The organism is Brachyspira pilosicoli P43/6/78, from assembly GCF_000325665.1.
Classification (GTDB): Bacteria; Spirochaetota; Brachyspiria; order Brachyspirales; family Brachyspiraceae; genus Brachyspira; species Brachyspira pilosicoli.
Genome location: NC_019908.1, coordinates 774,904 through 789,462 on the forward strand (window position 1 = coordinate 774,904; position 14,559 = coordinate 789,462).

12 protein-coding genes and 1 pseudogene are annotated in these 14,559 nt (G+C 26.6%); 3 read left to right on the top strand and 10 right to left on the bottom strand.

Features of this window, described 5'->3' with window-relative positions; genetic code table 11:
• Positions 1–4 precede the first annotated feature (4 nt).
• The 5 genes and pseudogenes from BPP43_RS03380 to BPP43_RS03400 all read right to left on the bottom strand — a co-directional run bounded on the left by BPP43_RS03380 (position 5) and on the right by BPP43_RS03400 (position 4,991).
• Positions 5–994 carry a FecCD family ABC transporter permease gene (locus BPP43_RS03380; RefSeq protein ID WP_015274167.1) on the bottom strand — a complete coding sequence of 330 codons (990 nt, stop codon included), beginning with the start codon at positions 992–994 and terminating at the stop codon, positions 5–7.
• 5 nt (positions 995–999) lie between these two features.
• On the bottom strand, positions 1,000–1,887 hold the full coding sequence (locus BPP43_RS03385; protein ID WP_015274168.1) for an ABC transporter substrate-binding protein: 888 nt from the start codon (positions 1,885–1,887) through the stop codon (positions 1,000–1,002).
• A 121-nt stretch (positions 1,888–2,008) separates the two neighbouring features.
• Positions 2,009–3,679, bottom strand: coding sequence for a S1 RNA-binding domain-containing protein (locus tag BPP43_RS03390; protein WP_014933068.1), 1,671 nt, complete (start codon positions 3,677–3,679; stop codon positions 2,009–2,011).
• A 45-nt stretch (positions 3,680–3,724) separates the two neighbouring features.
• Positions 3,725–4,404: pseudogene (gene cmk / locus BPP43_RS03395) on the bottom strand ((d)CMP kinase).
• A 110-nt stretch (positions 4,405–4,514) separates the two neighbouring features.
• The gene (locus BPP43_RS03400; RefSeq protein ID WP_013245160.1) at positions 4,515–4,991 is read right to left on the bottom strand and encodes a hypothetical protein; all 477 of its coding nucleotides are present in this window, start codon (positions 4,989–4,991) and stop codon (positions 4,515–4,517) included.
• Positions 4,992–5,115: 124 nt separating this feature from the next.
• Here BPP43_RS03400 and BPP43_RS03405 point away from each other — a divergent pair, with 124 nt between their 5' ends.
• From BPP43_RS03405 to BPP43_RS03415, 3 genes are all read left to right on the top strand, one after another.
• Positions 5,116–6,105: a hypothetical protein gene (locus BPP43_RS03405; protein WP_014933066.1), complete on the top strand. Its 990-nt coding sequence runs from the start codon at positions 5,116–5,118 to the stop codon at positions 6,103–6,105.
• 73 nt (positions 6,106–6,178) lie between these two features.
• The gene (locus BPP43_RS03410) at positions 6,179–7,105 is read left to right on the top strand and encodes a sigma-70 family RNA polymerase sigma factor (RefSeq protein ID WP_014933065.1); all 927 of its coding nucleotides are present in this window, start codon (positions 6,179–6,181) and stop codon (positions 7,103–7,105) included.
• Positions 7,106–7,207: 102 nt separating this feature from the next.
• Positions 7,208–8,056: a hypothetical protein gene (locus BPP43_RS03415; protein ID WP_013245157.1), complete on the top strand. Its 849-nt coding sequence runs from the start codon at positions 7,208–7,210 to the stop codon at positions 8,054–8,056.
• Between the two features lie 78 nt (positions 8,057–8,134).
• On the opposite strand, the gene BPP43_RS03420 is transcribed toward BPP43_RS03415, so the two are convergent.
• The 5 genes from BPP43_RS03420 to BPP43_RS03440 form a co-directional block, all read right to left on the bottom strand.
• Positions 8,135–9,223, bottom strand: a complete 1,089-nt coding sequence (locus BPP43_RS03420; protein WP_014933063.1) for an iron-containing alcohol dehydrogenase family protein — start codon at positions 9,221–9,223, stop codon at positions 8,135–8,137.
• Positions 9,224–9,243: 20 nt separating this feature from the next.
• Positions 9,244–10,284, bottom strand: coding sequence for a diguanylate cyclase (locus BPP43_RS03425; RefSeq protein WP_015274169.1), 1,041 nt, complete (start codon positions 10,282–10,284; stop codon positions 9,244–9,246).
• A 72-nt stretch (positions 10,285–10,356) separates the two neighbouring features.
• Positions 10,357–11,322 (bottom strand): DNA-methyltransferase, encoded by a 966-nt coding sequence (locus tag BPP43_RS03430; protein WP_015274170.1) that lies wholly within the window; start codon positions 11,320–11,322, stop codon positions 10,357–10,359.
• Between the two features lie 9 nt (positions 11,323–11,331).
• Entirely contained in the window at positions 11,332–12,876 is a 1,545-nt protein-coding gene (gene guaA, locus BPP43_RS03435) for a glutamine-hydrolyzing GMP synthase (RefSeq protein WP_013245153.1), read from the bottom strand.
• 521 nt (positions 12,877–13,397) lie between these two features.
• Positions 13,398–14,267, bottom strand: a complete 870-nt coding sequence (locus BPP43_RS03440) for a hypothetical protein (protein WP_015274171.1) — start codon at positions 14,265–14,267, stop codon at positions 13,398–13,400.
• Between the last annotated feature and the right edge of the window lie 292 nt (positions 14,268–14,559).

Here is a 14,559-nt window from a genome sequence, read left to right on the forward strand (position 1 = left end):
AACCCTAATTTTTAATAAAAACATACAAAAAGAAAGGAGCTCCTATAATAGCCGTAACTATACCTATTGGAATATTAGCACCAGAAATAATAATTCTTGAAAATATATCAGCAATATTTAAAATCAAAGCCCCAATTAAAGCACTCATAGGAATCACTATAATATGCTTAGCACCAAAAAGACGCCTTGCAATATGAGGCGATATTAAATCTACAAATCCAATCACCCCCACAAAAGCAACTAAAACACCAGTAATCAAAGAAGATAATAATACAAATAGTATTCTAGCCTTTTTAGGGTTAACTCCAAGAAGAAAAGTCTCTTTATCACCAAAAGTAATAATGTCTAAAATATTAGCATTTTTTATTAATACAATAAGAAATATTATAGTTAATAATATTATAATAAAAATATCAAAATAATTCCTAACAAATAAATTACCCAACTGCCAAAATATTATCTGATTAGAATATTTAGGAAAAGCATAGGCAAAAAAACTCATAATAGAGCTAAAAAATAATGATATAACAACTCCCGCAAGTATTATAGAATTACTGCTTATATCTTTATCTATTTTTCTTGAAATAAAAAGTATAAATAATATAGTAATAAAACCAAAAAGAACAGAAGAAATTATAAAAAAGTAATAGTTAAAATATATACCGCTAATTATAATTAAACTCACCCCAAAACCAGCCCCAGAAGATATACCCAAATTATATACAGAAGCTAAACTGTTCTTTAATATAGACTGCATAACAATGCCTGTCATAGATAAAGAAGCACCAACAAATAATGATAAAATAATATGCGGAAGTCTTATATTAAAAACTATATTTATTTTATTTATATTTTCAACAAAGCCCAAATTAAATAATTTATATAATATAATAGACACTACTTCTTTAGGTGAAATAAAAACACTTCCTATACATATTGATGTTATAATAGATAATATAAGTAAAATAAAGATTATTATTATTTTTTTTATCATAATATTTATTTAATATCCTTATATTCTTCTGGGTAAATATATTTAGCCATTAATATTATAGAAGAGACTATATTATGCGTTGGAAGAGATGTACCTTCTACAAAAAATACTTTACTTGTTTTTACAGCATTAATATCTTTCCAAGCAGCCCTATTTGTTATTTCTGCTACTGGGTTATTTACATAATCAACACTAGTAAAAATTATATCAGGATTTAAATATACAACATCTTCTTCAGATATACTTATCCATTCATTTCTATTAGAAAAAATATTCTTAGCACCTATAATATTAATAATATCATCTAAATAAACATTAGAACCAAAACTATATAAATTAGGAAGAGCAGATATTTCAAAATAAACAGTTTTTTTGTTTGTGATAGTATCTCCTATATCTTTTATTTCTTTTATTTTTGTACGCATATTAGAAACAACTTCTTTAGCCCTATCATCAGCATTTAATACTTTTCCCAAAAAATATATATCATCTTCTATACCCTTTAGTGTTTCACTGTTTGTAATTGTTATAATTGTAGGATTAGACAATGAAAGAAGAGAGTTTTTAGTATAAAATGCTGTGAGATTGTTTATAAATATAATATCAGAGTCAAGTGAAATAATTTTTTCTGCATCAGGGTTTAACATATCAAAAACATTAGAAACATTCATATTATTTTTTTCGAGAATGTCTTTAGAAAAAGTGTCAGCAGCTATTATTTTATTGGCCATATTCAAATCAATTAATATATCAGTAACTCCAGGAGAGAGAGAGATTATTTTTTCTATTTTTTTATTTTGTATTATATTATTTTTATCACTATTGTTAATCTCATTTTTGGAACATGAGCATATTGATAAAATAAAAATAATAAAGAAAAAAAACTTATACATAAATACAATAATTAATATTATGATATAAGCAATTATTTGTCAATTTATATTTGATGATAATAAAAAAAATAATTCTAAAACCATAATAATACTTATGATTTTAGAATTATAATTATATAAATTAATTTTTAATATTATCGAAAGGATTATAAGTTAAAGAAGTAGGCTCTTCTTTAGAAATATAGCTTTGAGTTTCTTTTTTGTTTTCAGCTTCCATATACTCTCTTCTAGAAAGAGATATTCTTCTTTTTACCTGATTAACTTCTCTTACAACAAAAGGATAACTCTCTCCAACTTTAAGTACACTTTCTAAAGTTTCTCCTTTAGGTAAATCTATTTGAGAAATATGCATATATCCTTCTAAATCATTTTCTAAAGATACTATAACACCAGAATCTATAATAGCCTTAACAGTACCATTAACTATAGAGCCATGAGGATGAGCCTTGTCAAATACTCTCCAAGGACTTTCTTTAGTATGTTTATAGCTAAGCTTAATTCTCTGCTTATCTCTATCTATAGACATAATAACCATTTCAACTTCTTCATTTTCTTTTATATAGTCTTTAATATTAACAGTATTGTTCATCCAATCAAAATCGCTAATATCACATATACCCTCAAGACCATTAGGAAGTTCAAATACAGCAAAGTCTTTGAATATTCTTTTTACTTTACATTTTACAGAACTCTTAACAGGGAAATCTCTCTCAGCACTGTCCCAAGGATTATCTTTAACTTGTTTTAAGCCTAAAGTTAATTTTCTCTCAGGTACATTCATATCAAGAATTTTACATTCTAAATAAGCACCAACTTTAACAAAATCATTAGGATTATTAACATGAGAGTTCCAGCTCAAATCAGAAACATGTATAAGACCTTCAACGCCTTCATATACATTTACAAAAGCACCAAACTTTTTAACAGTAGTAACTTCACCTTTGATTATATCTCCAACATGATACTCTTCAACAAACTTATACCAAGTGTCACCTTCAAGCTGTTTAATACCTAAATCAACTTTTCTTTTTTCTTTATCAACAGATAAAACTTGGAATTTTCTTTCTTCGCCTTTAGTGATAATGTTTTTAGGGTTAATAATCTTAGCCCAAGACATATTTGGTATAGCAAGGAAACCGTCTAAACCTTCAGTTAATTGTATGAAAGCACCGAATTTCTCTATGTTTTTAACTTTTCCTTCTACTATATCACCTTCTTTTAAATTTGATAAATATTCTTCTATTACTTTATTTTGAGTCTCTTCTTGTAAAACTCTTCTAGAAACAACAATATCTTTATTTCCTTTTCTGTCTATAATCTTAAATTGAAACTCTTTGCCTATATAATCAGCTTCTTTAATTCCTCTAGAAATATCAATTTGAGAAAAAGGACAAAAAGCACTGTGTCCCATTATAGAAACAGTAAATCCGCCTTTAATAGCCTCTTTAACAACACCATTAATTGGAGTAGCATTTTTCACAGCATCTTCTATTAAATCTTGAGCCTTTCTCTTATCAATCTCTCTCTTAGATAAAATAACATAACCTTTATTATTATCTTGTCCTTTTATTACAGCCTCAATCTCTTCACCTTTAACAGGCTCTTTATCAAACTCGTTTCTATTTATTTTACCTTCAACCTTATAATTAAAATCTATAAAAACATCAGTGTCATCGAATTGAACTATTTTTCCGCTAACAACACTTCCAAGTTTAAAGTGCGTTTTATTGTCACTCTCCTCTAATGCCTTAAGAAATTCATTTTGTTGTTCTGATAAATTATTATCTTCCATATTCGTCCCTCTCCCTCCTGAACTTAAAATCAGGTTAATATCTAATTATTCATTAGATTTTTTATTAAAAACCACATCTGTGATTTTTTGTACAACTTCATCTATAGTCATATTTGTAGTATCTATAATAATAGCATCTTTAGGTACTACTAGGGGACTATCTTCCCTATTAGAGTCAAACTCATCTCTTTTTTTTATGCTGTCAATCACTTCTTCAAAGGTTATATCTTTACCCTTTTGTATTTCTTCTTCATATCTTCTTTTAGCTCTAATCTCAACAGAAGCATCTATATAAAACTTATATTTTGCAAGAGGAAAGACAACACTTCCTATATCTCTGCCGTCTACCACATAATTATCATTTTCAGCAATAGCTCTCTGTAAAGAAACCATACTTTTTCTAACTGCACTGATAGAAGATACTTTAGAAACCATATTAACAACTTTTATACTTCTTATCTCTTCACTAACATCTACATCATTTAAGTATATTTTGTTATTATTGTCAAAACTAATTTTTAAATCGCTGATAGCAGATATGATTTCATTATCATTTTGTATATTAACGTTTTTATTTAAAAAAATAAGGTTACAGCCCTATACATAGCACCAGTATCTAAATATTTATATCCTAACTTTTTAGCAACTAACTTAGCTACTGTACTTTTACCAGCACCCGAAGGACCATCTAGAGATATTATTTCATATACTTTTAAATCAGACACCTATAACCTTTATTCAAAAACTTTAATACTAATAATATATCATAAATAATTATAATTGACAAATATTTAAAAGAAAAATAAAATAATTAATTGTTAAAAAAATTAAATATTTAGGAAATGTAAAAATTAAAACCAATATACATATGTGTGTCAAAATTAAATTTATTATATGATATAGAAAGGTTTCGAATCATGTTGTCATAATAATTTTGCATTGTGCTTGAATATTGATAAAACACAGAGATTTTTCTATTTTTAGAAACAAAGATTTCTATTTCTTTTAAAGTTCTATAAAATGCTAGATAATAAACTTTGGTATTGATATTTGGAGAATATGCTAATATATTATACAATTCAAAAACAACATCTAGTAAAAATATTTTATTAAACCATACAGCCTTACTAGTCATAGGAAAGTCTAATATTTTTAAACTCTGAGAATAATCTACATAATCTATATCTTCTATGTTAACGATAGATTTATTAAATTTAATATATTCCTTAGGATAGAAACTATATTCTAATGAATAGGTTTTGGATACAACAAACACCAAAAATATAATACAAACTCTTAATAACAATTTCATAATTTATTTTAACCTCATATATTATATATAATAATATAAAAATTTAAAGCTTTTTATTTTATTCTATTGACAAAAATATTTTATAATCTAAAATGAACAATGTTCAATGAAAGAGGAGATTTTTATGAAACACACTATTATAATACTATTTATTTTAAGCATACATATATATGCCCAAGAAACTAATTCAATAAAATTTAAAATGGACACATACGAAACAAATACAAAATTAAAATGGAATTATAATCCTTTTAAAAATTATGACACAGACAGATATTTTTCTTCTTGGGCTGACCCAAACGCTTATAACAGCAGTTTTTTATTAGGAACAATCTTTAATATAAAAGAGATGTACAAAAACCCTAATTTTAACTTTGACAATATTGATTTCTTTTATCACCCTACTCTTGCTACTGAAGTAACACCTATATCATTTAAATATATGGATATACATAGATTCAAAATTGGAGTTGGATTTTTAACACACTTCTTCTTGTCTAAATATAAAAATGGTACTAGTCAATATTATGGACAAAGTTTGATGTATGGTACTTATATGCAGGTAGAAACTTTTTTTGACTATATATACAATGATACTTTAAGATTTAGATTTAGCCCTTTAAGACATATATGTGCACATATTTCTGGAGATATACTTGGAGATGAAACTCTATATAATAGAGAAACAGAAGAGTTTAGAGACAGCGGTTTTGAGCAAATGCAGTTTTCTTTGCATTACAAATATTCTTGGTTTACATTTTATGGCGGAAGTTATTTTGCTATTACTGGATTTAAAAAATCAAATTTTGTTAATTTATTTGGTATATTTTCTGGTATTGATTTTAGAGTTCCTATATGGGGAGAGATTAGTTTTATAAGCAGCATATATTTAGCAGCCAATTTAGATGAAATAAATACTGTAAAAAGAGGATATAATAGCTACACTATATTAGACTCTTATAATGAATGGACTCCAAGTATAGCTATAGGCATTGGTTTTGAGATATATAGAATAACTGTAGGGGTAAAATACGAATATGCACGTTCAAAACAATTATATGCCTACAGAAACATGGAAAACAAAATAGGAATAGAAGCAAGTTTATACTTATAACCTTGACAATTTTTAAAAATCTTTTATTCTATATATATTAAATTTTTATATTCTTTTGATAGGAAATATACACTTGAAAAAAGATATTAACGAAGAATACAAAGGTCCTGTAAGCGTATACCTAAAACAAATAGGTGAAATACGCAGACTCACAAAGGAAGAAGAATTAGAATTATGGCAGCGTCTTGAAGTTTGCCGAGAGAATAAAAATAAATTAATAGATGAGGACGAAGAAAAGTATTCTAAAGAAATTGAAGAGATTGATAAAGAAATAGATTCTATTCAGCATAAATTAGTAAAGTCCAATTTAAGGCTAGTTATAAGTATTGCAAAGAGATATTATAATAGCGGTGTTCCTTTTATTGATATTATAGATGAAGGAAATATTGGTTTAATAGAAGCAGTAAAAAGGTTTGAATATAGAAAAGGATTTAAATTCTCTACTTATGGAGTGTGGTGGATAAAGCAAAGTATTGTTAAAGAAATATCAAGCAAAAGACATATCATAAGATTCCCAATGCATATAGCAAGATTAATAAAAAAAAGTATACAAATATCTAAAAACCTCACTCAGCAGCTTGGAAGAGAGCCTTCAATAGATGAAATAGCTAAAGAAATGAAAATAGACAGAAAAACTCTCTCTTCTATAATAGTATTCACACAAGAAACTGCTAGTGTAGACTCTTTCTTTAAAAACTCTGATAATAATGATATGACTTCTTTTATTGAAGATAAAAACTTCCCTTCACCTCATCAAGATGCTTTTATGGAAAGTTTAAGAGATACTTTAACAGAAGCATTAAAAGCCCTAGACGAAAAAGAAAGAACTGTAATTATAGAAAGATTCGGACTCTACGGAAAAGAGCCTAAAACATTGGAAGATACAGGAAAAGAATTAAATATCACAAGAGAGAGAGTAAGACAAATACAAATAAAAGCATTAAAAAAACTATCTGGTCTTAACCTATCAAAAGAATTAAAAAGCTTCCTTTGGGATTAACATATTGTGCGATTAATATACTTTTAATTATTTTTTTATAAAACATTTTTATTATTATCCGAATTAATTAACATATAATTTTAAAAAACGGAAGTAATAATTATGCCTAATGAAATCAAAACTAAATTAAAACCAGTGATAATAATTCTTTTAATATTAATAGTAGCAGTTGCTGGATTTTTTATTGTAAGAAGTATATTAAATAGCAAAGGAATGCCAAATCTAGATTTCCCAGAAACAAATACAACAGAAACAACAGATACTACAATAGATGATATATTTGGTGAAGATATTACTCAAGAAGAAAAAGATTTCTTATCTACAAATCAAACTATTGACCCTACTACAACAGAAACTAATATAAATACAAATAATAATGGTATAGCATTAACAGATGATGGTTTATATGAAGCTAATAATAATAACAATATACCAGATATAGCACCAGAGCCTACTAAAAAACCTTCTTCTGGTAGTTCAGCATATATTTATGATACAACAGGAACTGTAGTTGTAGAGCCTAATATGGGAAATAATCAAACATTTAATAATAATCAAGCTGTTAATATAAGCTCTTTTATTATAAATTATAATGACAGATTTGTTGCTTCAAGAAGTGAGCCATTATTAATAACTTTGGCTGTAAAAACACCTCCTCAAGGTAAATTTGCTAGAATAAGATTTTATGCTAGAAGAATAGATGATAATTATAATATTTTAAGCAGAGATTTAATATTCTATCTTCCAAAAATATATGTTATAGAAGGACAAGCACAAACTCAATTCTATTTTGCAGGAAGAAAATCTCCATTAAGCGGCGGACAATATTTACCTAAAGGAAGATATTTATTATACGCTGAAGCTGAAATAACAGATTCTAATGGAATGCCTGTTGGAAAAACTGGAAGATACCCACAGCCTCAATGGAATTATGTTATAACATTAAAATAAAAAATAAATTTAAACAAAAATTAAGCTCTGGAAAAAACATCATTCCAGAGCTTTTTATTTTTTAAACATAAACAAAAATTATAATGCTTTTTTTATATTATACTCTTCAAGCTCTAGCATAGCATTAATTATCATATCTTTAGTAATAGGATAAGGAGAAACCTCCAAATCTTTTGAAACATATGCCCCTTCTAAAACTTTTGATAACTCTTCATTTTCTAAACTTATATCTTTTATACCTATTGCCTTTATTGAAGTTGGAAGAGATAAAGATTTATTAAAATTAAAAACTTTTTCAAGTTCATCAAATTTTTTATCCATAGTTAAAAGCAAAAGTATACCATAAGCGACAAGCTCTCCATGAAAATACTTCTCCCCTATCTCCTTTATTCTTGTAAGTCCATTATACACAGCATGAGGCAATGATATATGATAATCATCTCTCATAGTAACAGATGTAAGTCCTGTAGTATACACTATATGCAAAACTACTCTATTAAAATCATCAGTAGGCTTTTTGTTTTTAAAATCATTAAAAGCTTTTAAAGAATATTTTATTATATCATTAGAACATTCTTTTATTATTTCATAGCCTAAAAAATTTTTATAATCAAAAACTTCATTTCTTGTAGAAAATAAAGTTTCATATTGCTTAGATAAAGCATCTCCCATGCCTGCAATAAAATATCTCTCAGGAGAGTTTAATATAATATCAGTATTAATAAAAGTGTGAATAGCAGGTCTTTTTTGAGTATATAAGTTCTTATAAGAATCATCGCTATTATACATAACAGACAAACTTGTAACAGCTGCACAATTAGAAGCTAATGTAGGAAATGTAAATAAAGGCTTATTTATCATATCGCAAAGTGTTTTTACTGTATCAACACAGCGACCGCCTCCAACAGCAAAAACCATATCCGCTTCTTTTATCTCTTTAATATTTTTGAGCATCTCAACATTCTCATAACTAGCAACACCGCCATAATAAATTTCAGCAGTTACATTTATATTTTTTAAGCTCTTTAATAAAATATCTCTTGAAGCATTTAAAGATTTTTTTCCAGAAATAATAACAGCATTAGAGCCATAATTTTTACATATATCATCTATATAATTATATGCATCACTTCCAATAGTATAATTTGGTAAAAATAAACTTTCCATAAATATATCCTTATAATATACTACCTTCTTTCAGACATTCTCTCGTCATATATAATTACTTTATTTCGGCCTTGATGTTTAGCCTCATACATAGCCATGTCTGATTCTTTTACACTTTGAAATATTGATGTTTTTGAATTATGCCTATATTCAGATATGCCTATGCTTATAGTAATTTTTATATCTTGAGATTCATAATTAAAAACTTTATTTTCAACAGTTCTTCTAATTCTCTCTCCAACAGTAAATGCTTCATCTTTATTAGTATTAGGACAAATAATAATAAACTCTTCGCCTCCGTATCTAAAAGAAATATCACTTCTTCTTAGTATGTTATCAGATGATGAAGTTAATAAACGTCCTATTTCATGCAAAACCAAATTACCGCAATCATGACCATATATATCATTTACATTTTTAAAATGATCTAAATCCATAAATATAAGAGATATAGTATATTTATAACGCTTAGCCCTCTCAGCTTCCTCTTCTATAACTTTGTAAAAATATCTTATATTGTATAAATTAGTAATATGGTCAATAATTGATTGTTCATTTAATATATCTATTTCTTTTTTTAACTCTTTGATAAATCTATCTTTTTCTATAGATGATTCTAGTTCTATATTATCTACACTAAGCCTTATATTTCTTATTTTTAATTTAAGGATTATATCATATAAAGTATATATATCCACTATTCCTATAGGAAAATCTTTATCATCAACAACAATAGCATAATCTAGTTTTTTATCTATCATCATATTAAACACATCATTAGTATCTGTATTAAATGGAACTTTTATATAATTTTTAGTAACTAGTTTTGATATATCTTGATTAGCAAGACAGCCTATATTCTTTTTTTTCATTTGTTTTGCTAAAACGGCGAACAAATCATTATATGTAACAACGCCAAAAATTTTCTTATTTACATTTGTGATGATAAATAGTTTTGGAGGATTTTTTGATGATATAGCAACTAAATCTTGAAAAGTAGTATTTTTATATATTATTTTGACATTATCAGCCTTAATGTAATTTATTATATCAACATGCATATAACGAGCCTTTAATCAAAAAAAATATTAACAATACCAAATTAATTTTAACATAAAGTCATATTTTTTCAATTATTTTTTTAGCTTATTTTGAAGCTGCATAGTGTTTCTCTCCCAGAATATATTATCAGTGTAGCCCTGTATTTCTTTGTTTTGCAAAGCAGATTCTATTCTTTTTTCTGCCCAAGCACAGTATGCTGGGTTTTGCTCTATGCCTGAGTAGTTTCTTCCTAATTTCTTAGCTACAACAGAAGTAGTACCGCTTCCCAAAAATGGGTCAAATACAAAATCATTTTCATTAGAGCTAGCTAATATTAACTTTGCTATTAACTTTTCTGGCTTTTGTGTAGGGTGTGCTGTATTTTCTGGCATTGACCAATAAGGAATAGATATATCGTCCCAAAAATTAGACGGGCAAGTATCTCTAAAATTTCCATCTTCTGTCTCTATCCAATCTTTTGGTTTTCCTTCTATTTTGTATGGAGCTATTACTTTTCTTCTTATCTTTACTTTATCTATATTAAAAGTGTATTTATTTGAAAGAGTAGCAAACCATATGTCTTCCATTCCATTTTTCCAATTATTTTTTGCTCCTCTCCCCTTCTCTCTCTGCCAAGTAATCCTGTTTTGTATTTTAAAATATTTTTCTAACACATTTCCTATAACGAGGCTTGACTTCCAATCGCAGCATACATATATTGTAGCATTTTCTTTTAATATAGGAATAATACTTTCTACCCATAGATGAGTATATTTATCATAGCTTAAATTATCTCTGTCTTTAAACTTATATCCATGATAGTTTTTTGATATATTATAAGGAGGATCAACTATCATTAAATCAGTTATATTTTTTTCTATTTTTTTTAATACATCAAAGGTATCACCATTTATAGTTTTATTTATAATATCTTTTTTTTTGTATTCTTTTAAAGCATCATTATCTATAATACATTTATTTAAATATGCTTTACCTTCTTTAGTATTTATATCAAAATCAATAGTTTTATTTTTTACCGATTTAACTTTTGCATCCATGCTATTATATTATTCCCATTCTATAGTAGCAGGCGGTTTTGAAGATATATCATAAACAACGCGATTAATACCTTTAACTTCATTTATTATTCTGTTTGATATTATACCTAAAACATTATAATCAATCTTAGCCCAATCAGCTGTCATAGCATCAACACTCTCAACACATCTTACAGCACAAACCTGCTCATAAGTACGACCGTCTCCCATAACACCAACACTTTTTACAGGAAGAAGTATAGCAAAAGACTGCCATAATTTTCTGTAAAGTCCAGCCTTTTTTATCTCGCTTACAACTATATCATCAGCCTCTTGAAGTATTTTTACTCTCTCTTCTGTGATGTCTCCAAGTATTCTAACTGCTAACCCAGGACCAGGGAAAGGCTGCCTGTAAACTATATCTTCTGGAAGCTTTAATTCTAAGCCAATCTCTCTTACTTCATCTTTAAATAATTCTCTAAACGGCTCTAAAAGTTCAAATTTCATGTCCTTTGGAAGTCCGCCTACATTATGATGGCTCTTTATAACTGCAGAACTTCCTCTTAAAGATACACTCTCTATTACATCAGGATAAAGCGTACCTTGTGCTAAAAATCCTACATTCTCTATCTTTTTAGCTTCATCATTAAATACGCTTACAAATTCATGACCTATTATTTTTCTCTTTTGCTCAGGGTCAGTAACTCCTGCTAATTTATCTAAAAATCTCTTTGAAGCATCAACATAAATTAAATCAATATTGAAATTATCTCTAAATACTTCAACAACCTTTTTATCTTCATCTTTTCTTAATAGTCCGTTATTAACAAATATACATTTTAACTGCTTTCCTATAGCTTTTTCTATGAGCACTGCAGCAACAGAAGAATCCACCCCGCCAGAAAGCCCAAGTATTACATTTTTATCGCCTACAGTTTCTTTTATTCTTTTTATTTCATATTCTATAAAAGAACCCATATTCCAATTTCTTTCACATTTACAAATATTAAATAAGAAATTTTCTATTATCTTTATTCCGTTTTCAGTGTGAACTACTTCAGGGTGAAACTGTATAGCATAAATATTTTTTTGTTTATTTTCTATAGCAGCAAGTTCAGTATTAGGTGTTTTTGCTATAAGTTCAAAACCTTCAGGAATAGATTTAATACTGTCGCCATGACTCATCCACACAATATTGTTTTTACCAAATGATTTAAATATGCTTTCATGATTAGTAATTTCAATTTCAGCTTTCCCATATTCTCTTTTATCCGCACTTTCAACTTTTCCGCCCATAGAATAAACTATTATTTGCATACCATAACATATTCCTAGTATTGGTATACCAAGTTCAAATAACTTCTTATCAACTTTAGGAGCATCTTCTTCATATACGCTTGAAGGGCCTCCTGAAAGTATTATTGCCTTTGGATTAAACTCTTTTATAAAATCTATTGAAACATGAAATGGGTGAATTTCTGAATACACATTCAATTCTCTTATTCTTCTTGTAATAAGTTGTGTAAACTGAGAGCCGAAATCTAGTATTAAAACTTTATCAATATTGTTTTGCATATTTTTCCTCTTTTTTAAAAATAAAAACATGATTTATGATTTTTATTAAGATTAATTAGACAATATTATATTAAAACAATAAAATTTCAATTAATAGTTATCATAATATATAGATTTTTAAATACGCACGGTAAGCAGATTTTTTGTTTAATAAAAATTATTTTATTTGTAACGTATTTATTTTTATAGTAAATTAAGCGTGCGTTAATTATATTTTAAATTAAAAAAACACTAGGGTGGGCTCTATAATTTATATAAAAATAATAAATATAATTAAAACTATAAATTCAAAATTAAGCATTGAATATTGAGGGTGGGGAGTGTAAATAAAATTTAAAATCTATTTACATTCCCCGCCCTTTATTCTTTGTTGATTATATTTGAATTTTTTATTTTGTTTATCTTTTATACTCACACAGAAAAATCACACCCGCCCAAGCTTTTTTAAATTTATAGTCTTTATAAAAAAAGATACCTGCCATTTAAAAACAAGTACCTTTTTTATAGTATTATCTACAATATTAATTTCCGAATTTTATACCTAAATTGAAAGCTATTTCAAAACTAGAAAAACCATATTTTTTTATATTATAATTATCATAGTAAGCAATAGCACCGCCTCCAATACTTGGATATCCTTCATATATTTTTTGATAATCTTCATAAGACATATTAGCTATATCATAAAATATATCAAAATTATATATTAAGCTTATTCCAAATAAAAATGCTACCTTTTCATTAAAATAAAAATAATCATCAATTTGAAGTTTTATATATGGTATAAACGGATAATCAAATTTTCTTTTTATATCTTTGAATGAATATTTTTCGACTAAATGACTTTTATAATTTTCATCAGCATCATTATTCATTGTATTATAATATTCACCAGCCAATGCTATTTTCATTCCAAAACCTATACCTATATTAAGCTCCATTTTACCATCATAGTTTGAATTAAAATCTTTAATTAAAGAAGTAAGATTAACAGCATATTTAGGCATTAATCCTATATTGAGTGTATGAAAAACTAAATTCTGACTTGCATCATATATTTTGTTGTTTTCATTATTGTTATCAGTCTTAGCTTTAAATGTAGAAGCAAAATCAAGTCTTGAATATCCTATTTCAGTTAATATACTTATAGCATTATTTTCATTCATATCGAATCTATACCCAAAATTTCCAGTAACCCCAATATTAAAACTCATATCTTGTTTAGTTGTATCTATATAAATATTTCTTACAAAGTTCCATTTAGGATCAACTATATTAGGAAATGTGGAAGTAATACCTATAGGTACATATATACTAGCTTCAAATTCTGTAAATGCTGATTTAGTAAATAGTGAAATAAAAATTAATATATATAACACTAGCTTTTTCATTTAAGACCCCTAAGATTATTAATTTATCAAAAATATTACTATATAAAAAATAAAAAAACAACTAAATATTAAAATCTATTTACATTCCCCACCCTTTATACTTTTTTGATTATATTTGAATTTTTTATTTTGTTTATCTTTTATATTCACACAGAAAAAGCATACCCACCCAAGCTTTTTTAAACTTAAAAACTTATATAAAAACAATATATGCATAAAGCAATTCATATCATACCAACTACAAATCTATTGACTTTTTTAATCAAAAAATATATATTGAAATTATACTAAT